26 protein-coding genes are annotated in these 24,362 nt (G+C 71.5%); 10 read left to right on the top strand and 16 right to left on the bottom strand.

The annotated features are described in order from the left end of the window. Positions 1 to 185 precede the first annotated feature (185 nt). Positions 186 to 1,520, top strand: coding sequence for a NupC/NupG family nucleoside CNT transporter (locus COA17_RS05995; protein WP_096610973.1), 1,335 nt, complete (start codon positions 186 to 188; stop codon positions 1,518 to 1,520). A gap of 15 nt (positions 1,521 to 1,535) precedes the next feature. Here the strand turns inward: COA17_RS05995 and COA17_RS06000 are convergent, their stop codons facing one another. Then, positions 1,536 to 2,084 carry a DUF1993 domain-containing protein gene (locus tag COA17_RS06000; protein WP_096610975.1) on the bottom strand — a complete coding sequence of 183 codons (549 nt, stop codon included), beginning with the start codon at positions 2,082 to 2,084 and terminating at the stop codon, positions 1,536 to 1,538. An 82-nt stretch (positions 2,085 to 2,166) separates the two neighbouring features. On the opposite strand from COA17_RS06000, the gene aguB reads away from it, so the two are divergent. Continuing rightward, positions 2,167 to 3,018: an N-carbamoylputrescine amidase gene (gene aguB / locus COA17_RS06005; RefSeq protein WP_096611597.1), complete on the top strand. Its 852-nt coding sequence runs from the start codon at positions 2,167 to 2,169 to the stop codon at positions 3,016 to 3,018. Positions 3,019 to 3,022: 4 nt separating this feature from the next. Here aguB and COA17_RS06010 read toward each other — a convergent pair whose 3' ends face one another. Next, the gene (locus tag COA17_RS06010) at positions 3,023 to 3,772 is read right to left on the bottom strand and encodes an ankyrin repeat domain-containing protein (RefSeq protein WP_096610977.1); all 750 of its coding nucleotides are present in this window, start codon (positions 3,770 to 3,772) and stop codon (positions 3,023 to 3,025) included. Between the two features lie 70 nt (positions 3,773 to 3,842). Continuing rightward, positions 3,843 to 5,528 carry a Tle-like phospholipase domain-containing protein gene (locus tag COA17_RS06015; RefSeq protein WP_096610979.1) on the bottom strand — a complete coding sequence of 562 codons (1,686 nt, stop codon included), beginning with the start codon at positions 5,526 to 5,528 and terminating at the stop codon, positions 3,843 to 3,845. A 234-nt stretch (positions 5,529 to 5,762) separates the two neighbouring features. Here COA17_RS06015 and COA17_RS06020 point away from each other — a divergent pair, with 234 nt between their 5' ends. Genes COA17_RS06020 through COA17_RS06040 form a run of 6 tightly spaced genes read left to right on the top strand, consistent with a single transcriptional unit; the run spans position 5,763 to position 11,562 of the window. Next, complete coding sequence (locus COA17_RS06020; protein WP_176484818.1) at positions 5,763 to 6,587, top strand: 3-oxoacyl-[acyl-carrier-protein] synthase III C-terminal domain-containing protein; 825 nt, start codon at positions 5,763 to 5,765, stop codon at positions 6,585 to 6,587. Further along, on the top strand, positions 6,584 to 7,528 hold the full coding sequence (locus tag COA17_RS06025; RefSeq protein WP_176484819.1) for an NAD-dependent epimerase/dehydratase family protein: 945 nt from the start codon (positions 6,584 to 6,586) through the stop codon (positions 7,526 to 7,528). Before COA17_RS06020 ends, COA17_RS06025 begins: the two co-directional genes overlap by 4 nt. Beyond that, positions 7,516 to 8,343, top strand: a complete 828-nt coding sequence (locus tag COA17_RS06030; RefSeq protein ID WP_096610983.1) for an MBL fold metallo-hydrolase — start codon at positions 7,516 to 7,518, stop codon at positions 8,341 to 8,343. The genes COA17_RS06025 and COA17_RS06030 overlap by 13 nt, the downstream gene beginning before the upstream one ends. Then, on the top strand, positions 8,340 to 9,482 hold the full coding sequence (locus COA17_RS06035) for an ATP-grasp domain-containing protein (protein ID WP_096610985.1): 1,143 nt from the start codon (positions 8,340 to 8,342) through the stop codon (positions 9,480 to 9,482). Before COA17_RS06030 ends, COA17_RS06035 begins: the two co-directional genes overlap by 4 nt. Then, positions 9,458 to 10,588 (top strand): hypothetical protein, encoded by a 1,131-nt coding sequence (locus COA17_RS18730; protein WP_176484820.1) that lies wholly within the window; start codon positions 9,458 to 9,460, stop codon positions 10,586 to 10,588. The genes COA17_RS06035 and COA17_RS18730 overlap by 25 nt, the downstream gene beginning before the upstream one ends. Next, positions 10,585 to 11,562 carry a Rieske 2Fe-2S domain-containing protein gene (locus COA17_RS06040; RefSeq protein ID WP_141397033.1) on the top strand — a complete coding sequence of 326 codons (978 nt, stop codon included), beginning with the start codon at positions 10,585 to 10,587 and terminating at the stop codon, positions 11,560 to 11,562. Before COA17_RS18730 ends, COA17_RS06040 begins: the two co-directional genes overlap by 4 nt. On the opposite strand, the gene COA17_RS06045 is transcribed toward COA17_RS06040, so the two are convergent. The 13 genes from COA17_RS06045 to sctU form a co-directional block, all read right to left on the bottom strand. After that, complete coding sequence (locus tag COA17_RS06045) at positions 11,538 to 12,752, bottom strand: CoF synthetase (protein WP_141397034.1); 1,215 nt, start codon at positions 12,750 to 12,752, stop codon at positions 11,538 to 11,540. The genes COA17_RS06040 and COA17_RS06045 overlap by 25 nt on opposite strands. 62 nt (positions 12,753 to 12,814) lie before the next feature. After that, positions 12,815 to 13,663, bottom strand: a complete 849-nt coding sequence (locus COA17_RS06050) for a hypothetical protein (protein WP_096610991.1) — start codon at positions 13,661 to 13,663, stop codon at positions 12,815 to 12,817. 83 nt (positions 13,664 to 13,746) lie between these two features. Beyond that, positions 13,747 to 14,259, bottom strand: a complete 513-nt coding sequence (locus COA17_RS06055) for a hypothetical protein (RefSeq protein ID WP_096610993.1) — start codon at positions 14,257 to 14,259, stop codon at positions 13,747 to 13,749. Between the two features lie 207 nt (positions 14,260 to 14,466). After that, positions 14,467 to 14,661, bottom strand: a complete 195-nt coding sequence (locus COA17_RS06060; protein ID WP_066485476.1) for a hypothetical protein — start codon at positions 14,659 to 14,661, stop codon at positions 14,467 to 14,469. Positions 14,662 to 14,688: 27 nt separating this feature from the next. Beyond that, entirely contained in the window at positions 14,689 to 15,537 is an 849-nt protein-coding gene (locus tag COA17_RS06065; protein ID WP_141397035.1) for a DUF6683 family protein, read from the bottom strand. A gap of 131 nt (positions 15,538 to 15,668) precedes the next feature. Further along, positions 15,669 to 16,277, bottom strand: coding sequence for a hypothetical protein (locus COA17_RS06070; RefSeq protein ID WP_070321664.1), 609 nt, complete (start codon positions 16,275 to 16,277; stop codon positions 15,669 to 15,671). Positions 16,278 to 16,421: 144 nt separating this feature from the next. Next, on the bottom strand, positions 16,422 to 16,772 hold the full coding sequence (locus COA17_RS06075; protein ID WP_096610997.1) for a LuxR C-terminal-related transcriptional regulator: 351 nt from the start codon (positions 16,770 to 16,772) through the stop codon (positions 16,422 to 16,424). Then, on the bottom strand, positions 16,769 to 17,545 hold the full coding sequence (sctT, locus tag COA17_RS06080; RefSeq protein ID WP_096610999.1) for a type III secretion system export apparatus subunit SctT: 777 nt from the start codon (positions 17,543 to 17,545) through the stop codon (positions 16,769 to 16,771). Before sctT ends, COA17_RS06075 begins: the two co-directional genes overlap by 4 nt. A 1-nt stretch (position 17,546) precedes the next feature. Continuing rightward, a complete protein-coding gene (gene sctS / locus COA17_RS06085) occupies positions 17,547 to 17,816 on the bottom strand; it encodes a type III secretion system export apparatus subunit SctS (protein ID WP_066485463.1) in 270 nt (89 codons plus the stop codon). A gap of 13 nt (positions 17,817 to 17,829) precedes the next feature. Continuing rightward, on the bottom strand, positions 17,830 to 18,558 hold the full coding sequence (locus COA17_RS06090; RefSeq protein ID WP_066485459.1) for an EscR/YscR/HrcR family type III secretion system export apparatus protein: 729 nt from the start codon (positions 18,556 to 18,558) through the stop codon (positions 17,830 to 17,832). A 6-nt stretch (positions 18,559 to 18,564) separates the two neighbouring features. Next, positions 18,565 to 19,575, bottom strand: coding sequence for a FliM/FliN family flagellar motor switch protein (locus COA17_RS06095; protein WP_096611001.1), 1,011 nt, complete (start codon positions 19,573 to 19,575; stop codon positions 18,565 to 18,567). Then, positions 19,572 to 19,919 carry a FliO/MopB family protein gene (locus tag COA17_RS06100; RefSeq protein WP_245857479.1) on the bottom strand — a complete coding sequence of 116 codons (348 nt, stop codon included), beginning with the start codon at positions 19,917 to 19,919 and terminating at the stop codon, positions 19,572 to 19,574. Before COA17_RS06100 ends, COA17_RS06095 begins: the two co-directional genes overlap by 4 nt. A 1-nt stretch (position 19,920) precedes the next feature. Next, a complete protein-coding gene (gene sctU / locus COA17_RS06105) occupies positions 19,921 to 21,072 on the bottom strand; it encodes a type III secretion system export apparatus subunit SctU (protein WP_066485456.1) in 1,152 nt (383 codons plus the stop codon). 573 nt (positions 21,073 to 21,645) lie between these two features. Here sctU and COA17_RS06110 point away from each other — a divergent pair. Continuing rightward, positions 21,646 to 22,344 (top strand): lytic transglycosylase domain-containing protein, encoded by a 699-nt coding sequence (locus tag COA17_RS06110; protein WP_070321663.1) that lies wholly within the window; start codon positions 21,646 to 21,648, stop codon positions 22,342 to 22,344. Beyond that, complete coding sequence (locus COA17_RS06115; RefSeq protein WP_096611005.1) at positions 22,341 to 24,356, top strand: flagellar biosynthesis protein FlhA; 2,016 nt, start codon at positions 22,341 to 22,343, stop codon at positions 24,354 to 24,356. The genes COA17_RS06110 and COA17_RS06115 overlap by 4 nt, the downstream gene beginning before the upstream one ends. Positions 24,357 to 24,362 lie beyond the last annotated feature (6 nt).

Raw genomic sequence — 24,362 nt, forward strand, 5'->3', positions numbered from 1 at the left:
GCCCCAGCGAAAGCTGGGACCTTTCCGTGGTAGACACACCCCCACCAGCTCCCAGCCCGCACGGGGGATGACGGACAGGGCGCCTCCCCGCCCCAGGGGACTGGCCATGCCCACGCGCGCATGTCATGTAACACCTTTGCGCGGGGGGCCGCGCCGGTCATCGAATCCGCGGAATCATCACCAGAATGCAGAGATTTCTCATCGGCGTCGCGGGCATCGCCGTCATCCTCCTTCTGGCGGTGCTGCTGTCGGCGGATCGCCGCGCGATCCGGCTACGCATCGTCGGCAGCGCCTTCGCGCTCCAGATCGTCATCGCGATCGTCGTCCTCTACTGGACGCCGGGGCGCGCCGCGCTGGCGGGGGCGTCGGCGGGCGTCTCCGCGCTGCTCGGCTATTCGCAGCGTGGCACCGAATTCCTGTTCGGCAAGCTCGCCAGTCCCGAGATCGGCGGACAGAGCTTCGCGATCGCCGCGCTGCCGGTCATCATCTTCTTCGCCAGCCTGGTGTCGATCCTCTATTATCTGGGCGTGATGCAGCTGGTCGTGCGCTGGATCGGCGGCGCGATCGAGAAGGTGATCGGCGCCAGCAAGGTGGAAAGCCTGTGCGCCGCCGCCAACATCTTCGTCGGGCAGAGCGAATCGCCGCTGGTCATCCGCCCCTATCTGGCGGGCCTCACCCCGGCGCAGCTGTTCACGGTGATGACCAGCGGGATGGCCGGCGTCGCGGGAACGATCCTGGCGGCCTATGCCTCGATGGGAATCCGCATCGACTATCTGCTCGCCGCCAGCTTCATGGCCGCGCCGGGCGGGATCCTGATGGCCAAGATCATCATGCCCGATCGCGTGATGCCGCCGGAGGGCGAACTGCCGCTGGGCGACCTGCCCGACGAGGCGCAGCAGATCGCGCTGGCGGAGGCGCGGATCAGCGGCCGCGGCCCTGCCGCGCTGCTGCCCGAAGGGACGCCCGGCGAACCGTTGCCCGAGGCGACGCATGACGAGGAGAAGCCCGCCAATCTCATCATGGCCGCCGCGCAGGGCGCGCAGACCGGCGTGCGGCTGGCCGTCGCGGTCGGTGCGATGGTGCTAGCGTTCGTCGCGCTGGTCGCGCTCGCCAACGGGCTGCTGGGCGGGGTCGGATCGTGGTTCGGCCACCCGGAGCTGAGCTTCCAGGGGCTGCTCGGCTATGTCTTCCAGCCGGTCATGTACCTGCTCAACGTGCCGTGGGACGAAGCCGGGATCGCCGGCGGGCTGTTCGGGGAGAAGATCGTCCTCAACGAATTCGTCGCCTATATCGATCTGGGCAAACAGGCCGCGCAGCTCAGCCCGCGGACGATCGCGGTCGTCACCTTCGCGCTGTGCGGCTTCGCCAATTTCTCCTCGATCGCGATCCAGATGGCCGTCACCGGCAGCCTGGCGCCCAACCAGCGCCCGACGATCGCGCGGCTGGGCCTGCGCGCGCTGGCGGCGGGCAGCCTGGCGAATCTGATGAGTGCGGCGCTGGCGGGGCTGCTGATCGGCTGACCGCGGCGCCGCCCTTCACGCCCCAGGAGCGGTGCCGGGGCGCAGATAGGCGAACATGTGCGGCACGTAGTCGCCCTTGCCGATCGCCACGCCATGATGGCGCAGGATCGCATAGGCGGTGACGACGTGGAAATAGAATTGCGGCAGCGCCCAGTCGCGGACGTATTCCTCCGCCGCCATGTTGAATGCCATCCCGTTCGGCAGTTCCAACGCCACCGGCGCCTCGGCGTCCAGCCTCGCCTCGGCCAGGAACGCGAGCGCCTCGTCGATCCGCGACCGCGCATCGGCGACCGACCCGGGTGCCTCCCCGGCCCCGCGCGCCTCCGATCCCAGTGCGAGCAGCCGCCCCGGCATGTCCTCGCCGCGCAGCCGGTATCCCGCTTCCTGCGCCTGCAACGCGGCGAAGCGCAACTGCGTCGCCAGCGGGTACATGTCGTCCGCCAGCCGCGCCGACATCAGCGCTTCCATGCGGTCGGGCATCTGCTGCTGCGCCGTGTCGAGCAACCCGCACAGCATGCGCAGCATCTGGCGATACGTCGGGATCAGAAGGTCGGTCGGGGTCATGGCCTATCGCTATAGCTGCCTGGTGACCGTAAGACGACTCACCGTCTGGCGCGGCGCGGCAACCGACATTATGTGCGCGCGCATGACCCAGATCACCGTCGCCGCGCTCCAGCTCGCCTTTTCGGGCGATATCGATGCGAACATCGCCAAGGTTTCCGACGCCGTGCGCGAGGCGCATGGCCGCGGCGCGCAGGTGATCCTGCCACCCGAACTGTTCGAGGGCGAATATTTCTGCCGCGTCGAGGACGAATCGCTGTTCGCCAATGCCGCGCCGCTGGGCGAACACAAGGCAGTGCTGGCAATGCAGGCGCTGGCGGAGGCGCTGGGCGTGTGGATCCCCACCAGCTTCTTCGAACTGGACGGGCCGCATCACTATAATTCGCTCGCCATGATCGGTCCCGACGGCGAGGTGCAGGGGCTGTACCGCAAGAGCCACATTCCCGACGGGCCGGGGTATGAGGAGAAATTCTATTTCCGCCCTGGCAATACCGGGTTCAAGGTGTGGCGGGGCCCCGACCGATCGACGCTGGGCGTCGGCGTCTGCTGGGACCAATGGTATCCCGAAGCCGCGCGCGCGATGATGCTGATGGGCGCCGAACTGCTGTTCTATCCCACTGCGATCGGCAGCGAACCGCACGACACCTCGCTCGACACCGCGCGGCTGTGGCGGCGCGCGATGGTCGGCCATGCGGTGTCGAACGTCGTGCCCGTCATCGCCGCCAACCGCGTCGGGGTGGAGCACGGCCAGACCTTCTACGGCACCAGCTTCATCACCGACGAGCGCGGCGATATCCTGGCGGAGCTGGGCCGCGAGGACGAAGGCGTCATCACCGCGACGCTCGATCTCGACCGCGCGCGCCGCCACCGTGCCGCCTTCGGCTTCTTCCGCGATCGCCGCCCGGAACTCTACGGCCGGCTGACGCAGGACATCTGACGGCTCAGCGCGGCGGCCAGCGCCCGTCGGCGGCCAGCGCCAGCACCTCGCGCGGGGTGGGCGCAGGGGAAGGCCAGCCGAGCCGCGCCAGCCCGTCGGTCAGACGCGCACGCGCCGCCGCCTCGTCGGGCACATCGGTGACCATCGGCATCGCCAGCGACGCGGCAAGGTTCGCGCCGCCGATGTCGATCGCGAACGGATCGGCGCCGGCGACGAGCAGCAACTCGGCGATCGCGAACCGCTCCATGTCGAGCGCGACGTGCAGCGGGCGGCGATCCAGCGTGTCGCGCACGTTCGGGTCCAGCCCATGGTCCAGCAGCATCCGCACCCCCGCCGCCGATCCCAGCGCGATCGCCGCGCGCACCGGCTCCAGCGCCCCGCGCGCCGGCGCCGGTGCCGCGCCATGTTCGGCCAGCAGGACATAGGCCAGCTCCGGCCCGTTCGCGTGCAACGCCAGCACCAGCGGCGCGCCATCGCCTGCGCCATCGGGGTCGACGCCATGCGACAGGATCTCACGCAGCAGCATCGCATTGCCCGTGGCGACCGCCACTTCCGCCAGCGACCGGCCGTCCGAGCTGGTCTGCGCCAGCGCCGGATCGCGCTCCATCAGGAAGCGCACGCGCGCGATGTCCGCGGCTAGCACCGCGTCGATCAGGTCGCGGCCCGATCCGCCCAGCCCGGCCGCCTCGCGCAATGCTCGCGCATCCGGCAGGTCCGCGCCTGCGACAAACCGGTCCGTGGCGATCCCGTCCATGTTGCGCTCCGCTGGCCTTTGCCGCGGCATCGCGGCGCGCTCCGGCGCTGTCAAGCGATGCGGCGTGCGCTTATCGGGCCGCGGTGCTGGCCAGCACCCAGTCGATCTGATGCCGGTTGATCGGGGCGAGCGGGCCGTAATGATCCCAGGCGGTCTTTCCCTCCGGCATCACCGACGGCAGCCGCTGCGTCTCGCCGAACGCGCGCGGGGTCAAGGGCCACAGGTTTTCCTGCGCCGTCGTCAGGATCTCGCCCGGCACGGCGTAATTGGTGGCGTGGCCCGGCGTGATCCCGGCGTCGCGCGCCACCGCCTGCCCCTGCAGCCGGGAGATGAAGTGCAGACCCGCGGCGTTGAACGTCGTCGCCTCGCGTCCGGCGGCATTGGCGGCGTGCGAGGCAAGGCCCCCGCCAAGCGAATGGCCGACGAAATCGACGTTGATCGACGGATCGACGCGCGCGATCGACTTCCCGATCTCCAGCGCCCGCGCATAATGGTTAGACGGCAGGCCCAGCCCCTGCAAGCCGTTGCTGACCCAGTCGCCCGCGCGCGTCGGCCCCGATCCGCGGAACGCGATCGTGTAATCGCCCGATCCGGCCGGGCCGTTGCGATAGACCTCCGCATGAAACGCGCCGCGGTCGAGCATCTCGGGCGTCAGGTTCAGCGCGCGCAACTCGCCCGCATCGGTGACCGTGCTGACGCCGGGCGGCAAGTCGCCGCGGCCATAGACATGCTCGGCCATCTGCGCCTTTGCGTGCAGCGGCGACGGCGGCACGTCGGGCGCCGCCAGCCCGCGCGTACCCGGCGGCGGCGGCGGGGCGACCGTATCGGTCAGCGGCCCGCGCAGCGACGGCGCGGCATCATTGGCGGCGCGCAGCGGCGGGGCAAGGTCGTTCGCCGCCTGGCGCGTGACGTCGCGCGCGACCGTCGATCCGACCACTTCCGCGCCCTCGCGCGCGGCGCCGCGCATCCCGGCGGTCAGCAGCCCGCGCGCCGGCCCGCCGCCGACCGGCACGACGTACGTCGCGACCGTGCCGACATCCATGCCGATCTCTTCGGTGCGGCCCTCGGCGATCGCCTGGCCGTACCGGTCCAGCGTCCCGCCGACCGCATCGGTGGTGGCATCCCACGCACGGCTCACATCGGCACCGATCCGCGACGGGTCCTGCACCGCCGACTCGAGATAGCGCCCGGTCGCGTCCGCGGCGTTGCCGACCGCGCCGACCACATTGCTCGCCAGTTCCTGCCGCGCCTCGGCCGACACCTGCAATTCGGAGGCGGTCACGCCCAGCTGCCCGACGGTGCCGAGCAGCCCGACGCCCTCGCGCAGCACGCCGCCGGTGAAACCGACCTGGAAACGGGTGATCGATTCGGCATTGCCGATCGCGTTGCGCAGCCCCTGCGACAGGATGTCGTCGCCGGTGATATGGCTGCGCGCGGCGTCGGCGGCATTGCCGATCTCGCTGCCGGTCCAGTTGACCGCGCTGGTGATGCCGTTGCGGCCCGCCTCGGTCGCGTCGCCGATCCCGTCGCGCACCGTGCTGGCGACATCGCGCACGTCGCCATTGCTGATCGCGCTGCCCAGCCGGTCGAGGAACCCGCGCGGTTCGGGCGGGGGCGGAGGCGGGGGCGGGGGTGGCGCGGGCGGGTTCCACCCCGCGGCATAACGGTTCGCCGCCGTCGCGCCCGCCGACGCGCCGGCCAGAGATGGCGACGATTGCGGCGTGAGCGCTGCCCGCTGGACCGAATCGACCATCATCCTTCCTCCTGCGGCATTACCGACATGATCCGTCTTGTCCCATGGCCGCGCGCGCCGAACCATAATCGGATCGACTAGCCCCGCCCCGCGCGGCGTTTCCGATTGCGCTGGCCCCGAGCAGCGGGCCATGGTCGCGCGGTCATGACCTTCGCGCTCGCCGGGACCGGCGTTCATCTTCCGCCGCGTTGCGCGGCCGGCCGGCCGCTCGCCGGCGCGGGGGATACGACCTCCGGCATGGCGGCGCTGGCCGCGCGCGACGCGCTCGACGCCGCCGGTTGGACCGCACATGACGTCGAAATGGTGATCGGCGCATCCAGCGTCATGGAACAGCCGATCCCCGGCACCGCGACGCTGATCCAGCGCCGGCTGGGCATCGGCGCGGCGGGCGGCGCGGCGTTCGACGTCAACGCCACCTGCCTGTCGGCGCTGGTCGCGCTGGACGTCGCGCTGATGGGGATCGCCGCAGGCCGCTGGCGGCGGGTGCTGATCGCGGGCGCCGACCTGCCGCGCCGTGCGATCGACCCCGCCGACCGGGCCACCGCCGCGATCTTCGGCGACGGCGCCGCCGCGCTGGCGGTGGCCGCCGGGGGGACGCAGCAGCTGCTCGCCAGCCGGTTCGAAAGCTGGGGCGACCATGCGGATCTGTGCACGCTGGCGGCGGGGGGTACGCGCGTCGATCCGTTCGCGGACCCCGCCGCCTTTCGCGACGCCGCGCGCTTCCGCATGAACGGCCCGGCGCTGTACCGCGCCACCGCGCGGCTGTTCCCGGCGTTCCTGGACCGGCTGCTGGACGCCGCCGGCGTCACGCGCGACGCGATCGACGTGATCGTCCCGCATCAGGCCAGCCGCCCCGCCATCGCCCATCTGGCGCGCGTCGTCGGGGGCGACCGTGCGCGGATCATCGACATCCTCGATGGCAACGGCAATCAGGTCGCCAGCAGCCTGCCGCATGCGCTGCACGTCGCGCGCACGACCGGGCGGCTGACGCCCGGCGCCAACGTCCTGCTGGTCGGCAGCGCCGCCGGCATCGCGCTGGGCGGCATGGTGATCCGCTGGTGACGCGCGTCGCGCTCGTCACCGGCGCGACCGGCGGGGTCGGGCGCACGCTGGTGCCGCTGCTGCGCGCGCACGGGTGGAAGGTGCGGGCCACCGGGCGCACCCCGCGCGGCGATGATGGGGATATCCTGCCGATCGACCTGACGCAGCCGCTGCCGCCGGCCCTGTGCGACGGGATCGACACCGTCTTCCACCTCGCCGCGCGCTCCTCGCCCTGGGGACCCCGCGCGGCGTTCGCGGCGATCAACCACGACGCGACGCGCCGGCTGGCGACGGCGGCGCGCGACGCCGGATGCCGCCGCTTCGTCCATGTCTCCACCCCGTCGATCTACGTCACCACCACCGACCGGATCGCGATCACCGAATACGACGCCCCCGCCGCACGCTTCACCAATGCCTATGCCGCGACCAAGTGGCAGGCCGAAGCGGCAGTGCGCGACGTCGGCATCCCCGCCACGATCCTGCGGCCGCACGCGATCGTCGGCCCGCACGACACCGTTCTGCTGCCCCGGCTGTTGCGCGCGATCGAACGCGGGCGCGTGCCGCTGCCGTCCGGGGGCCGCGCGCTGGTGGAGCTGACCGACGTGCGCGACGTCGCCGCCGCGCTGGTCGCCGCCGCCGATGCGCCGCCGACCATCGCGAACCTGTCGGGCGGCGCGGCGCTGACGGTCCGCGCAGTGGTCGATCGGATCGCCGCGCGCCTGTCGCGGCCGGTGCGCATCGTCGCACTGCCGCGCCCCGTCGCGATGGCCGCCGCCGCCGCGCTGGAGGGCGCGGCGCAGCTGACCGGGCGCGAGCCGCTGCTGACCCGGTACACCGTCGCCGCGCTCGGCTGGTCGCGCACCTTCGATCTGTCGCACGCGCGCGACGCACTCGGCTGGGCGCCCGCCATCACGCCGGAGGAAGCGATCGATCACGCGCTGGACGCCCGATGCGCGCGGTAAGCGTCCGCGCGTTCCGCGTCGGCCATTGCCGCCATCCGCAGGCGATGACGATCCGCGGCGGCCGCTGGGCGCCGGTCGAATTCCCCGCGCTCGCCTTCCTGATCCGCCACCCGGACGAAGGCGCGATCCTGTTCGATACCGGCTACGATCCCGCCTTCCTCGAAGCGACGCGGCCATTCCCCGAACGATTGTACCGCTGGGCCACCCCACCGCATCTGGCACCGGGCGAGGCGCTGGCCGATCAACTCGCCGCGCACGGCATCGCCGCCGATGAGGTGCGCCACCTGATCCTGTCGCATTTCCACGCCGATCACATGGCGGGGACGCATCGGTTCCCGAAGGCTACCGTCCACGCCGCGCGCGCCGGATGGGCGGCGATGCACCGCGGCAGCCGCTTCACCGCAGTGCGCGGCGGGATGCTGCGCGCACTCGCCCCGCCCGGCATGGAGGCGCGGATGCGCTGGTTTGAGGATGCGCCCGCCGCCGCCTTGCCCGACGATGCCGCGCCCTTCGCCGATGCGCGCGACCTGCTGGGCGACGGATCGCTGCTGATGGTGCCGCTGCCCGGCCATTGCCCCGGCCATTGGGGGCTGTTCGTGCGCGAGGATGCCGGCTGGCATTTCCTGGTCGCCGACGCCGCCTGGTCCAGCGCGGCGATCCGCACCGACACGCCCCCGCCACTGCTGACGGCGCGGCTGCTGGGCGATGCCGCCGCCGGGCGCACGACGCTGCACAAGCTGCATCTGCTGCACCGGCGCAACCCCGACGTGCGGCTGACGCCGTCGCATTGCGCCGAGTGCGCCGCCGGGCTGTGACCGGAATCGTGCCGGGCACGGTCATCGTCACCGGCGCGCGCGCGCCGGTCGCGCTCGATATCGCGCGCTCGTTCCGCGCGCTCGGCTGGACGGTGCATCTCGCCGACAGCGTACCCGCCACGGCGGCGCGCTGGTCGCGCCCCGCCTTCTCGGTCCACCGCCTGCCGCCGCCGCGCACCGCCTTCGCCGCGTTCCGCGCCGCGCTGGCGCGGCTGGTGGAGGCGACCGGCGCGACGCTGGTCGTGCCGACGTGCGAGGAGGTGTTCTATATCGCCGCCGCCGCGCCGCCCGCGCGCGTCTTCGCGCCGCCCCCCGACGTGTTGCGCCGGCTCCATTCGAAGGCGCTGTTCGCCGACGTGGCCCACGCCGCAGGGGTGGCAATGCCCGAAACGCAGGCGATCGACGACGCTGCCGCGCTGGCCGCGCTGCCGCTCGACCGGATCGTGCTGAAGCCGGAATATTCACGCTTCGCCGCTGCCACGCTGATCCGCCCGTCACCGCGCGCGGCCGCGCGGCTGCGCCCGTCACCGGCGCACCGCTGGGTCGCGCAGGCGTTCGTCGCGGGGGAGGAACTGTGCCTGTGGACCGCCGCACACGCCGGGCGCCTTACCGCGCACGCGCTCTATCGCCCCGCATGGCGGCACGGCCGGTCGGCGGCCTATGCGTTCGAAGCGGTCGACTGGCCCCCCGCGATCGACATGGCGCGGCGGATCGTGGCCGCAACCGGGGCGACCGGGCACCTGTCGTTCGACCTGATCCGCACCCCCGATGGCGCGGCGGTGCCAATCGAGTGCAATCCCCGCGCGGTCAGCGGCGTGCACCTGTTCGACGGCAGCGCGCTGGCGCGAGCGATCCTGGGCGAATCGGTGCCGCCCCCCGCCCCCGGCACGCGTCGCCACCTGGCGCCCGCGATGGCGCTGCTCGGCGTGCCGTCCGCGCTGGCGGCACGGCGCTGGCGTTCGTTCCGGAACCAGTGGCGCGACGGCCGCGACGCGATCACCCGCCCCGGCGATCGCTGGCCCGCGGCGGGGGCGCTGGTCGATGCGGCGCGCTTCGCCGCGCTCGGCCTGTCGCGCTGGCACAGCCCGACGCGCCAGACCACCGCCGACATCGAATGGAACGGCGGACCGATCGCGTGAAGCTGTTCGATCCCGCCGCCACGGACGCGCCATGGGGCGACACGCCCGCCGCCGAGCGCGCCTATATCGCGATGCTGGCCGACGTACCCGCGCATATCGCCAATGTCGCGACCGAATGGCGCGCGCTGGCCAGCGACGGGCGCGTCCTTCCGGTGACCGTCAATGACGGCGCGCGCGGCAACAGCTATGTCTGCACGCCGCGCGCCGCCTATGTCGATTATGCGCGCGCCGAGCTGGCGATCATGGGGGTGCGCGGCGCCGCGGCGTGGCGCGCGCTGCTGGGCGGGGTCGACGCGCTGCTGGGCGCGGCCCGGATCGACCGCATCGTCCATGTCGACAACTGGCTGCTGTCGACCAACCTGCACGGCGCCTGGGACGGCGCGGACCTGCCCGCGATCCGCGCCTTCCTGGTCGGTCGCTTCCCCGATCATGTGCTGGCGATCCGTTCGGTCGACAACTGGTCGTCGCCCGCCCTGGCGCAGGCGGCACGCGCCGATGGCTGGGTGATGGTGCCGTCGCGGCAGGTATGGGTGGTCGCCGATCCCGCGCGCGACTGGCGCCCGCGCAACGCCTTTTCCAACGACCGGCGGCTCGTGGCGCGCAGCGGGCTGACGATCGAAACCGCCCGCGCGGACGATGCCGCGCGGATCGCGGACCTGTATCATCAGCTGTATGTCGGCAAGTATAGCGCGCTCAATCCGGTGTTCACGCCGCGCTTCGTCGCCGCGACCATGGCCGGCGGGTCGATCGACTATCGCGTCGCGCGCGCGGGCGACGGGCGCGTGCTGGCAGTGGCGGGGCTGATGGCCCGCGCCGGGGTCGCGACGCCGCCGGTGGTCGGCTATGATCGCGGCTTCCCGGCCGCCGCGGGCCTTTACCGGATCGCCTCCTGGATGTTCATGACGATGGCGATGGAGCGCGGCTGGCGGCTGCACGGATCGGCGGGCGCGGCGCATTTCAAGCGGTTGCGCGGCGCGCGCGGGGTGATCGAATATCACGCCATGCATGTCGCCCACCTGTCGCGCCCGCGCGCGCTGGCGATCCGCGCGCTCGCCGCCGCACTGGGACGATTCGCGGTGCCGATGATGCGGCGCAACGGCTGGTGAGCGGCTGGCCGGCCGCCGTTGCCGCCGGCTGGCACCCGGTCGCGGTCGCCGCGCGGCTGGGCACGCGTCCGCTCGCGCGGCGGCTGATGGACGTGCCGCTGGTGGTGTTCGCCGCCGATGGTGTGCCGGTGGTGATGCACGACCGCTGCCCGCACCGCGCGATGCCGCTGTCGGCGGGCAGCGTACAGGGCGGCGCGATCGTCTGCCCCTATCACGGCTGGGCGTTCGGGGCGGACGGGCGATGCCGCGCGGTGCCCGGCGCGCGCACCGTCCCCGACGTCGCGGCCGCCACGCTGCCGGTGCGCGTGGCGGGCGGGCTGGTGTGGACGACGCTGGGGAACGGCCCCTTCCCGCGCCTGCCCGCGGTAATGGACGACCCGGCGCTCGACCGCTTCTGGTGGGTGCCACGCGCCTCGACCGCGCGCGTGCTGGATGCGCTGGAAAACCATCTCGATCCCGCGCACCCGCACCTTGTCCACCCGTGGCTGGTCCGCGCGCCGCACCGCCGCCGTCCCGCGCGGGTGGAGGTGACGGTCGACACGACCGGCGCACACGCCCGCTATATGGAGGACGCGCGCGCCACCGGGCTGCTGCCGCGCCTGCTGGAGGGGCATCGCTGGACCAGCATCGGCCGCCTCCACCCGCCGACGATCGGGGAGGTCGCCTTTACCGGCCGCGACGGCCCGACGCTGTCGATCGCGGTCGTGTTCGTTCCCGAAAGCGCGCGCGTGACGCGCCCCTATGCGCATTTCGCCACCCCGCGCGGCATGGTCCCGGCGGCGGTGAAACGCTGGCTGCTCACCGCCTTCCACTGGCCGATCCTGCAGCAGGACCGCCGCGTGCTGGCGCGACAGGCGACGCGCGAGGGCGATTATGCGCGCGGCCCGCTCGATTTCCTCGGCCCGGCGATCTGGGGTTTCGCAAACGGCACGCCGCCGCCCCCGCAACGCTACACGGCGGACATGCTGCTCTGATCGCCGCGCCAGTCGCGGCGGACACGGCGCAGCTTGGTGGCGTCGGTCGGCGGGATACCATGGGTCACCGTGATCGCCGCGCGGGCGCCGATCCGCGCCAGCGCGCGCGTCAGTCCAGCCTCGACCGCCGCCGCATCCGCGCCCGGCGGGATCGCCACCGCGATCGCCGCCGCGCCGGTCTGCACGATGCGGAAATCGTCGATACGGCGGTCGGCGTCGATCACCGCGTTGCGCAACACGTCCGGTGTCACCGTCACCGACCCCGCCGCGCCCGGCAGCACGAACAGGTCGTCGCATCGCCCCTCCACCGCCGCCACCGCCTGCAACGCCGATCCGCATGCGCACGCCCGCGGGTCGAGCCGCAGCAGGTCGTTCATGCGATAGCGCACCATCGCCTGCGCCCGCCGGGTCATGTCGGTGACGATCGGCTGCACCAGCCCGCCGCCCGCCGCCTCCCATTCGAACGCCACCACATCCTCCGCCAGATGCAGCGTGCCGTGCGCGCACGATACGCCCAGCAACCCCTCGGTCGCCATGTAGATCTGGCGCAGCGGCCGCCCGGTTGCCGCCTCGATCACCGGCACGTCGACGGGGTCGAGCACCTCTGCGGCGCTGAACGCGGTCGTCCCGCGCGCGATCAGCCCGCGCAACGCCAGTTCGCGCAGCACCTTGGGCGGGGCGACGATCGTGTCGGGCGCGAAGGTCGCGAAGCGCCCCGCCCAGCGGTCCAGCCCCTCCCCCAGGTCGAACAGCCCTAGCATCACCCGGCTGCCGCCCCCCGCCGCGCCGTACAGCCGCGAAAAGCCCGGCAGCGCCAGCGCCACGCGATGCCGCCGCCACAGCGCGTCGGGCAATGCTTTGGCCAGCAACGTGCCGAGCCACACATAGCGTTCGGCGTCGCTGACGACGAAATAGCCGCGGTTGCCGCTGGTTCCGGTACTGTGCCCGATCGCATGGCCGGCGATGCGGCTTTCCCCTGCGGCCAGCGCGTCGCGCACCGCGTCCAGCGGGATGCCGGCGCGGTTCATGGCGGCGAAATTCGCCAGCAGTTCCGCCTTGTCGATCACCGGCCAGCTATCTGGCCGCGCCGGATCGACGTGCCGATAATAAGGGATGTGCCGGTGCAGGTGCCGCCCCAGCCGCCGCAGACCCCGCGCGCGATGCGTCTCCACCGCCTCCCGCGTCGTCAACCGCGCGGCGCGCCAGCGCGCCAGCGCATAGGCGCGCGCCGCGATCGCCGCGCCGATCGGGCTCAGAGCGGCTCGCGCCGGTCGACGCGGTACAGCATCTCCGCGCCGAACGCGCGAACCGCCGCGCGCAGGTTGACGTCGGACAGCGGATCACGCGCGATCTGGTCGATCGCCTCGAATGCCGCCGGCCCGTGGCGCTTGCTGGCGAACAGCGGGGTCGCCGCCTCGGGCACTGCGCTTTCCGCGCCCGGCCAGCGCGACAGGCACGCCAGCCCCGCCACCATCTCGCGCAGTTCCTGCGGCGCGATGTCGATCTTGCGCAGCGTGGCCGCGCGGCGGAATTCGTCGGGGTAGCTATCCTCGAAATCGGCGAGCACCGCCGCCTGCTGCGCCGGATCGGCCGAGGTCGGCGCGGTGCAGGTCGATGCCTGCCGCGTCCCGAACCCCGGCGCGCCGCCATTCCCCTGTCCGGCGGGACGCGCATCGATCAACCGCATCCGCCCGTCCTGCCATGCAAAGCGCACCGTCGGTCCGCCCGCCGCGGTCGCCGGCATCGTCACGGTGAAGCCGCCGCGCCGTGCGGTGGCGCGCGCGGTGCCGGCGCAGGTGCCGAACGGCTCGCTGATCGCAGGCGCCGTCCCTGCCCGAGTGGCGACGACGACGAAGCGCGACGGGCACGCTCCCGCCGCATCCCCGCGCACCAGATGATAGGTGGTGGGACCGGCCGGATAGCTGCCCACCACCGCCAGCCGGTCGACCAGTTGCGCGCCGAACGGGCGCGACAGCACCGTCTTGCCCGCGGCCAGCGCCTGTTCGCTGCCGGCGCTGATCACGGTCAGCTTGCGCTGCGCGGTCGCGGGGGTGGTGAGGATCGCGGTCAGACTGGCGGCCGCGACAAGCGTTCGGAGCATAAGCGTGATCCTAGCGGGCGATTGTTACGCAACCAAATCGTGCGACGCCGCCCGTGGTTCCCGCGGCGCACGCCGGGCGCGGATCAGAAGCCGTTCTGGCGCCCCAGCGTCGCGGCGGCGGCGTCGATCCGCGCGATCACGCCGTCCATTCCCTCGCCCGCCGGCGCACCCTGCGCGGCATCCAGCGCGGCGGAAAGGCCGGCGATCTGTCGCTCTCCGCTCGCACCCGACAGCCCCGCGGCCTGCACCATCGCGCCGCGGGCCACGCCCTCCAGCGCGCGCAGCAGATCGCCCTCCTGCGTCGGCGTACCGCCGAACCGCGCAGACAGTTCGCCGGCGATCGCGTTCAAGCCATAGACATCGCCGCGCCGCGCCAGCACGCCGGCATCGGGCACGAAACCCGCCGCGTCATTCCCGGCGCGCGCCGCCCATGCCGCCGCGCCCGGCGCCTGCCCGCCGACCGCCCCGACCCAGGCGAGCACGCGCTGGCCGATATCACCGATCGCACGGCTCGCCGCGTCCACGGCCGTGGTCCCGCGCGCCGAATCCAGCGCGGCGGCGGGGGCAAGCGGGGAAAGGCGGTCGATCGCGGTCATCTCTTGGTTATCCTCGAACGGCGCATCCCGCCGTCATCGTCACGACTACCTAGCCCCGCCCCCGCCGCGCCGCCATAATCGAAGCGACTAGGGAGGCGGACGGGTGAGCGTGCGGCGCCACGACCTGCGCCGAAACCTGCTGGCGCGACAGCGTGCCGGACGCCCCGAAACCGGCTAGCGCGACGATCCGAAGCACCGCTGCCGCCGTCATCCGCCAAACCGGCCCAGTGCACCTGGGCGTGCCAGCAGGTCGTCGAGCGCGCCCGGTCGCGTCAGCGGCTCGCGCGCGATGTCGCCCGCGGTATGCTGGATCGCGACGGCGGCGTCGTTGCGCGCCTGCGACGGCGTGGTCACCGTCAGGTCGATCACGACGGTCGGGCGGTTCACCGGCGATACGGTCATCGTCACAGCTCCTGCTGATGCGCGCGACTATCCGCGCGCACGGTTGCGATAATAGAGGACGCCCCCCGCCACCGCGGCCAGCGCGCCCGCGCCCAGCAGCGGGCCGCCCCCCGCGCCCGCGCCGCCAGGGGGCTCGTCGATGGCGCCCGTACGCCGGGTCGGTACGAAGCCGTTGCGGGTCAGCGCGATCGCATCGAGGTCGAGGCCGGATGCGCGCGCGCCCTTGCGGACCGCCGCCGCGATCCGGCCGCGGGCCGCCGGATCGCGGCCGACACCTTCCATCGTCGCGGCGATCAACACCGCCTGGACCAGATTGGCCTCGGCGACCTGCTGCTTCACCGCGTCGCCCGCCCCGACGAGCTGCGGCACCGCCCCCAGTGCCTCGGCCGCCTGGCGGCGCACCGCGGCAAAGGTGGCCGCGTCCGGCGTATCGTCGCGCCCGTGCGCAGCATACCAGGCGGCGATCCAGTAACTGGCGAAGGCATCGGCGGCATTGTCCGTACGCCCGCCGACGCCGCGCAGCGCACGGTCGATCTTGGCGAACAGCGCCGGATCCTCGACCAGCCGCCGCACCTCCCCAGCGCCCTGCGGGTTGGCGGCGGTCAGTTTCTTCACGAAGCCGGCGACATTGCGCCGCCGTACCTCCTGCGACGGGCGATAGGCGAAGGCGGCGGGGGATACCGCCCGCGCCGGAGCCGCCGCGCCGGGGCCGCGTCGCGCAACCGACCGGCCCGCCGCCTCCATCACGCTGTCTTCCATCGCATAGATGCCCATGCCGGTCATATCGACCGCCGCGCCGTCCTGCGCCCGCACGGCAGCGGGGACGGCGGCGGTGCCGGCGATCGTCAGCAGGGAAAACAGCAGGGTTCGGTTCATCATCTTGCTCCGACGAGATGGCGATGGATGTCGCGAATGCGACGTTTCGGATGCGCAAAGGGTTCCCCTGACAACGACGGAAAGGGGCGGGGCGATGCCGCCCCGCCCCCCCCGATCGATCGCGGCGTCGCTTACTGCTTGCGCGCGCCCTGGCTAAGCGCTTCGCCCAGCGTCTTGATGACGGTGTTGGCCGAGGAGAAGAACTGCGAGAATTCCTGCGACTTGGCCGCGAACTTCAGGTTCTGCGACGATTTGTTCGCGCCATCGCCCAGCGTCTGCGACATCTGGTCCATCTCGTTCGCCAGCTTGTCGGCGACGCGGCCCAGGTTCTCGGCCAGCGCCATCAGCCAGCTGCGCCCGCCGCCCGAACGCGCCTCGCGCGCTTCGCGGCTCTGCGCCAGGTCGGTCGTGGCCTGGTCGATCAGGTCGGTCAGGTTGCGCTCGACCTCGCCCGCCTCGAACGGGCTGGCGCCGAACTGGCTGCCGAAGCCCTGCACCACGTCGCCCAGGCTGCGGCCCGCGCCGCCGATATCACCGGCCTGCAACGCGAAGCTGGAACGCGCCATGTCGACCACGCCCTGCGGCAGGCCCAGCTTGTCGCCCAGCTGCTGGATGAACTGCTGCCCCACCGCGGACACCAGCGGGCGGGCGAACATCATGCCGATGCCCACCGGGCCCATGCCCAGTGCCGCGATGTTGAGGGGATTCACGATCGAACCGATGCCACCCAGAAAGCCCATCTTGCGTCTCCTGTCGTCGTCGCGCCGCCGTGGCGCCCAATCCGTCCGACGGTTCGTGCCGTCGTGGTGATCGATGTACGCGGCCCCCGCAGCCCCCGCACTCCACGGAACGACTAGCCGCGCTAGTCGAAACGATTAGTCGGCTCAGTCGGCCGGGTAGAACAGCAGCCCCGCCAGCGCCGCCAGCTCGCGCATCCCGTCCAGCTCCAGCTTGCGCGCGACGTTCGACAGGTGGACCCGCACGGTATTGTCGGAGATCAGCAGCAGCGTCGCGATATCGGCGTTCGACCGGCCCCAGCCCAGGAAGCGCACGCACGTCAGCTCCATCGGGGTCAGCCGCAGCAATGCCTCGCGGTGGCGGCGCGGGACGCGCGCGGCCTCCACCATATGCTCGCCCAGCGCGACCGGCGCGGGCGCGGCGCCGGGCAGTGCATCGGCCTTGCGCAGCAGCTCGGCGATCGCGGCCAGGCGATCGTCCTCCACCGTCGCGGTCATGTCGCCAGCCCGGTCAGGATGCCGTGGATCACGCTGGGCCGGCTCGCCATATCGCGCAGGATCGCGGTAACGTAGCTGCCGATCAGCAGAAGCAGCACGAACGATGCGGCGAACGCCTTGATCGACATCGACAAGGTGAAGACGTTCAGCTGCTGCGCGAACCGGTTCATCAGTCCCAGCCCCGCGTCGATCAGGAACAGCACCGTCAGCACCGGCGCGGCGAACAATGTCGCCAGCACCATCAGCCGCCCGAACTCGCCCTCGAACAATGCCAGGCTCGATCCGGTCAGCACCGGCATCGGCGCGGCGACCGGCCAGATCGCATAGCTTTCCATCAGCACCCGCAGCAGCAGCGACAGCCCACCGCCCGCCACGAACACCACGCTCGCCAGCCGCCCCAGGAACGCGCCGTTCAGCGACGTCTGGTGGCCGGACAGCGGATCGACCACCTGCGCCAGCGTCGCCCCGACCTTGGTGTCGATGATGTTGCCTGCCGCCTCCAGCGCCCACAGCACCGACCCGAAGAAGAAACCGATGACGATGCCGACGAACACCTCCTTCAGGATGATCGTCGCCCATTGCCCCGGCCCCAGCAGCGACGGGTCGAGCGGCGGCTGCAACGCCAGGCTGACGACGCCCAGAGACACGAAGATCGAATTGCGCACCAGCGCGGGCACCGTCTCGCTGGAAAACATCGGCAGCAGCAGGAACGTCGCCGCCACCCGCGCGGTCGCGACACCCAGCAGAAGCAGCTGATCGGCCCAGCCGCCCATGTCAGTGCTGGATCATCGCCGGGAAATTGGTGAAGATCCGGTCGCTGAACCGGTACAAGGATCCGCCCAGCAGCGCCGCGGTCAGGAACAAGGTCAGCACAATCGCGAAGAACTTGACCGTATATTGCAGCGTCTGTTCCTGCACCTGCGTCGCGGCCTGCAACACCGCCACGATCAGCCCGGCGACCGCCGCAACGATGATCGGCGGCGCCGACAGGACCAGCACCAGCCATAGCGCGTCGTTGGTCAGGCTGACGAAATCGCCGTTCATCGCGCCGCCCCCCTCACACGTAGCTCAGGACAAGGCCGTGGGCGAGTTTCACCCAGCCGTCGACCAGCACGAATAGCAGCAGCTTGAACGGCAGCGAGATGGTCGTGGGCGACAGCATCATCATCCCCATCGCCAGCAGGATGTTCGATATCACCAGGTCGATGACCAGGAACGGCAAGAAGATCAGGAAACCGACCTGGAACGCCAGGCTCAGTTCGCGCACCACGAACGCCGGGATCACGACGATGAAGTCGCGCTCGGTCATTTCCGCGGCGCGGTTCGGTTCGCCGACGCGGCGCGCGGTCTTCAGGAAGAAGCCGCGCTCGGTCGGGGAGCTGTGCTTGAGCAGGAAGTTGCGCAGCGGCTCCTTGCCGGCATCGACCGCATTGAGCATCGAATTGGTCGATTGCAGCACGCCGCCCGAACCTGCCCCGCCGACCGGGGCGCCGCCCGGCCCCGGCACCATCGGGGCCGACACCGCCGCCGCGCCGCCGTTGTTCTGCGCGATCGCATTCTGCATCTGCTGCCCCACCGGGTACATCACGTACAGCGTCAGGACCAGCGACAGGCCGTTGAGGACGATGTTCGGCGGCACCTGCTGCAGCCCCAGCGCATTGCGCAACAGGCTGAGCACGACGACGATCTTGGTGAAGCTGGTCACCATCACCGCGAAGAACGGCGCGATCGCCAGCGCGATGACGACGACCAGCGCGGAGCCGGGCGTAAAGGTGGACAGGTCCATCGGGGACTACTCCTCGCCGCGGGTGGCCACCCGGTCGAACAGCACGCCGAACCCCTCGCCGACCGCGACCAACTCGCCGCTGCCGATCGTCGTGCCGCCAGCGACGACCCGCACGCGCAGCGTGCCGCCGGTCTGCGGCAACGGCAGCACGCTGCCGGCCGCGAGGCCGGCGACGTCCTGGGCGGACAGCAGCCCACCGTCGATCTCGATACAGGTCGGGACCGACAGCGAATCCCATTCCGGCGGCGCGGACGCCGCGGATGGCGATGGATCGGTATCGGGTGCGGGCACGAGGTCTTCCTGCAACGTCATGCTTCCCTTCGATGGTTCAAGCCGCGCCGCGACGTCGGTGTCGCGGCCGGGGATGGAAAGGCGCGCGACCAGCGGCCCGATACCGAGCAGCAGCAGGTCGCCGCGCCCGATCGTACCGCGTCGCGCCGCCGGAATGGCGGGCGCCGGAATGGTGGCGCGCCAGCGCGCGCGCAGCGTGTTGACCAGCGCGGGCGGCGGTGCGGCGGGCAAGGCCGCAGCGGCCACCTCCCCCGCGCCGGCCAGCGCGATCAGCAGGCGGTGGCGGATCGTATGCCGCGCGCACGATGCGTCCAGTCGCAGCAAGATGAGATCGTCGGGCACCTCGGTCACCAGCGCGCTCGGGCGCAGATCCTCGCCCAGCGCGGTTTCCAGCGCCGCCAGCAACGGCTCGATCGCCGGCAGCAGCCGCGCGGCCAGCGCGGGATCGGGAACGCCGTCCCCGCCGGTCAGCCGCACCAATTCCCCCTCGACCAGCAGCGGCGCGACATAGGCGCGCTGCCCGCCCGCCTCGAACCCGATCCACGCACCCGCCGCGCGCCGGTCGCGCGCGAAGGCGGCGCGCGCCGCCAGCGTCAGCGCACCCGAATGCCGCGCGTTCAGCGCCCCGATCAGCCGCGTCTGGCGGTCGGCACGATCGGCATCGATCGCGCGCAGCCGGTCGCGCAGCGGTAACGGGCGTTCGGCGGTGAGGCGCGACGCGGTCATGCGCCCGCCTCACGCCCGTCGGACCGCAGGTGGAAGGCGGGTGCCGCGGGCACCGGCGGCGCGCCATCACCCCAGTTGCGCAGCAGCGTCACCGATCCGGGGGACACGCCGATCAGCATCAATTCCCCCTCCGCCTCCACCAGCATCAACCGTTCGCGCTGCCCCACCGCCAGCGCACGGACGAACCGCAGCTGGCGATCAGGCTCGCCCTCCCGCCGGCCCAGCCCGCGATCCTGCCACTGGCGCAGAAAACGCAGGCACACATAGGCGAGGCCCAGCACGATCGCGAGCGCGATCACCATGCCGAACAGGCCCGTCACCGCCGTGCCGATCGCCGAATCCATCTCAGTTCGTCTCCCACCGATGTTCGCCCAGGTCGTGGTGCTGCGGCGCCTCGCCCGCGCGGACCTTTTTGGCCCACAGGATGATCTGCGCGATCGCCTCGAACATGTCGCGCGGCACGATGTCCTCGACCGCGGCATCCTCGTACAGCTTGCGCGCGACCGCGACGTGGCGGACGATCGGCACCCCCGCCTCCTCCGCCGCCTCGCGCATCGCCTGCGCCAGCGGGCCTTCGCCCTTGGCGGCGACGACCGGCACGGGCGCGCTGTCCGCGTCGTAATCGATCGCGATCGCGATGTGCGTCGGGTTGACCACCAGCACGTTGGCACCGCGCGCCGCGCCGACGGCATTCTGGTTGGCCCATTCCTCGTGCAACTGGCGGCGATTGCCCTTGATGAGCGGGTCGCCCTCGTTTTCCTTATGCTCCTGCCGGATATCGCGCAGGCTCATCCGCATCTTCTTCAGGAAGCTGTGCTTCTGCCACGCCAGGTCCAGCACCGCGACCATCACGAACACCGCGAAGGTCCACAGCAGCGCCTGGCGCACCAGCGATCCGGTGAAGCCCAGCACCGATGCCGCGGCGGCACGCCCGTCGGTCTGCGCCGCGGGCTGGAGCAGCGGGCCGGTCCGCTCGACGATCTCGCCCAGCGATCCGCGCAGCACCAGCCAGATGACCATCACAATCAGCGCCGCCTTGGCCATCGTCTTCACCAGTTCGATGACGTTATCCATGCTGAACATGCGCTTCATCCCCGCGACGGGGTTCAGCTTGTCCAGGCTCGGCGTCAGCTTCTCGGTGGTGAAGACGCCGCCGGCCTGCAGGAATTCGGTCAGCACGCCAACGACCGCGGCCGGGATCAGCGCGACGGCGCAGATCGCCAGGAGCGCCCACAGCGCGCTCGCGCCCAGCCCGGCGGCGGCCACCGCGAACGGCTGGTCGCCGCGCGCGATCAATTGGAAGCTCTGGTCGAAAAGGGTCGCGATCCGCGTCCCCGCGAAGCCGGCGCCGAAGACGAACACGATCAGCCAGACGAACAACGTCGCCGTGGCGGTGACGTCGCGCGATTTGGCGACATCGCCCTTCTTGCGCGCATCGGCCAGCCGCTTGGGTGTCGGCTTCTCCGTCTTGTCGCCGCCGTCGTTCTTCCCGGCCACATGGCTCTCCCGTCCACACGACATGACCGGCGGGATGACTCACCCCGCCCGTACGCCGTCGAAGCGCCGGAACCACCCGTCATTGGCGTCCGCACCCTGATGACCAGGGTGCATGATGTGCCGGACCGCAGGACCCGTTTGCGTGTCTGACCACTCCCATATCGACATGGAAACATTTCGAGTCAATCGCGACACCGATTCGCACACCTGTCCGCAAAATGTCATGAAACCAGCCCATTACGCACGGCGATCGATCGGATTTTCCGCAGAATCCGGCGGGTTCACACCGATCCGGCAGCAAATCGGTCGCCCGACATAATTTCGTCGCAATCGGGACGAAACGTGAAAATGTCACGACGGAATGAACAAATTCATGCTTCTATCATTTGGCTGACTGGGGCATGTTAATGGTGTCGGACGCCCGTCGTCCGGTGCCGCAGGACCCCGCTTGCCGCACGATCCGTCGCATTGCGCGACGTGTCGTAGAGGAGGAGTGGGATGTGCACTGAAGGATATACGGAAGACCGTGCCGCTCCGGTGCGCGGCGTTGTCCGATTCTCGTGCCGTACAGCATTGATCGGCCTGGCGGTCGCCGCGGGAACGCTGCCTGGCGTCGCCACGGCGCGTACCGCGTCCGCGCGCATCGACTGCGGCGCTGCGGTCGCCGCGCGCTTCAGCGAGGCGAGCCGCTGGTGTGCTGCTCCCGCCTCCCCGGCTGCCACCGCCGCGACGACGGGCACGACGCCGCTTCCGGCTGCGATCGCGCCGGTCGCCGTCGCCGAACAATCGCCGGTGTCGGTGCGGATGCCCGGATTCGACCGCCGGCTCGCCGCCGCCGTCCGCCAGGTGCGCCGCCGCGGCGGCGCGTCGGCGCCCGACGCGCTGGTCGTTGCGATTGGCCGCCAGTATCGCATCGATCCGCATCTGCTCGCCGCGATGGTCGCGACCGAAAGCGCCGGCGATCCGCGCGCGGTGTCACCAAAGGGCGCGCTCGGCGTGATGCAGGTGATGCCCGCCACTGCGCGCAGTCTGGGGGTGCGTGATCCGCGCGCGCTGCTGGGCAACCGCCCGCTCGCGCTCGCGACCGGTGCGGCGTATCTGAAGCAACTCCAGCGCCGCTTCGGCAACAACGTGCCGCTGGTCGTCGCGGCCTATAATGCCGGACCGGGCGCGGTGCAGAAGTACCGCGGCGTGCCGCGCTATCGCGAAACGCAGGGCTATGTCCGCGACGTGCTGGGCCGCTACGCCACCGCGCGGGGTGCCGCGCAATGAGCGTCCAGCATTATCTCGCCTCCAGCGACACTGCGCCGCGCGTCGGGCTGGCCTCGCGCTATGCCGACGTCGCGCTGATCGGCTTCGTCGTCATCATTATCGGCTCGCTGTTCCTGCCGCTGCCGACGCTGGTCGTCGACCTACTGGTGGGCATCAACATCACCTTCGGCGTGATGCTGCTGCTGACCACCTTGTACGTGCGCGGGCCGCTCGACTTCTCGTCCTTCCCCTCGATCCTGCTGGTGTCGACGCTGTTCCGCCTGTCGCTGTCGGTTGCGACGACGCGCATGATCCTGCTGGACGGGCATGGCGGGCATATCATCCAGACGTTCGGCACGATGGTGGCGGGCGGCAACATCGTCGTCGGGCTGGTGGTGTTCCTGATCATCACCGTCGTCCAGTTCATCGTCATCGCCAAGGGCGCGGAGCGCGTGGCGGAGGTCGCGGCGCGCTTCAGCCTCGATTCGATGCCGGGCAAGCAGCTGTCGATCGACAGCGACCTGCGCTCCGGCCTGATCGACAAGGACGAGGCGCGCCGCCGCCGCCGCGTGCTGGAAATGGAATCGAAGCTGCATGGCAGCCTCGACGGCGCGATGAAGTTCGTGAAGGGCGACGCGATCGCCTCGATCGTGATCGTCGTCGTCAATCTGATCGGCGGGCTCGCGATCGGCGTGATGCAGCAGGGCATGGACCTGGGCGCCGCCACCCACAAATATTCGATCCTGACGATCGGCGAAGGTCTGGTCGCGCAGATCCCCGCATTGCTCGGCGCGATGGCGGCGGGCCTGATGGTCACGCGCACCACCGATGAGGAGGATACCAGCAACCTCGGCCAGACTATCCAGCGCCAGCTGTCGGGGCATCCGCGCGCGCTGCTGGGCGTCGGCGCGATCGCGGTACTGATGGCGGCGGTGCCCGGCTTCCCGGTGGCGGTGTTCCTGGGGCTGGGCGCGGGCGCGATCGGCACCGGCGCGTTCCTGCATCCGCGGCTGCGCCCGATGATCCTGAAACACGCCGGCCCGCTCGCCCGCATCGCGTCGCGCGGGCGGGAGACGCCGCCGCCCGCCACGCTGGTCGCCGAACCCGCCCTGCCCAAGCCGGTCGTCCCGCTGCTGCTGGAACTGTCCGGCCCGCGCCCCTCGCGTGAGGAAGGGGACGCGCTGGCCGCCGACATGGCGGCGATGCTGGAGCGGTTGCAATATCGCTCGGGCGTGCCGCTGCCGCGGCTGGCGATCCATTTCATGGCGCCCGACGCGCGCGCCGCGTGGCAGTTGCTCGCCTACGAACTGCCGGTCGGACATGGCCTGCGCGAGGGTGCGGGCGCCGATACCGCCGCGCTGATCGCCGCGGTGGAGGGCGTGCTGCGCCGCCACCTGTCGCGCTTCCTGGGTGTCCAGGAAGCCGTCACGCTGCTCAACCGGATCGGCGACGATTATCCCGAAGTGGTCAAGGAAGCGGTCCGCGCGCTGCCCGCCGCGCGCATCGCCGAGGTCCTGCGCCGGCTGGTCGAGGAAGAGGTGCCACTGCGCAACATGCGCGACGTGCTCGAAGGGTTGACCGACGCGGCGCAGGGCGAACGCGACGTGCCGCGGCTGGCGGACATGACGCGCATCGCGCTCAAGCGGTACCTGATCGACGCCGCCGCGCCCGACGGGGAAGTGCGTGCATTGGTGGTGACGCCGGAACTGGAGACGATGGTGCGCGAGGCGACGCGCCTGGTCGACGGCGCCGAGCGGCTCGCCGTGCCGCCCGATGTCGCGCGCGATCTGGTCGCCACGATCGCCGCCACCGCGCAGGAAACGCGCGCCAATGCGCTGGTCACCTCGTTCGAGGCGCGCCGCGCCGTGCGCAAGCTGATCGAGCCGGACCTCTTCGACCTGCCGGTCCTGGCCTTCAACGAACTGTCGTCGCTGACGCGGCTGGAAATGGTCGGGCAGATCGGAATGCCCGCCGCCGGCCTGGCGCACCGCGACGCTGCGACACCAACTGAACCGGCCATGGCGGCCGAGTGATTCCGG

Origin of the sequence: Sphingomonas ginsenosidimutans, assembly GCF_002374835.1 — a bacterium.
GTDB classification, from domain to species: Bacteria; Pseudomonadota; Alphaproteobacteria; order Sphingomonadales; family Sphingomonadaceae; genus Sphingomonas; species Sphingomonas ginsenosidimutans.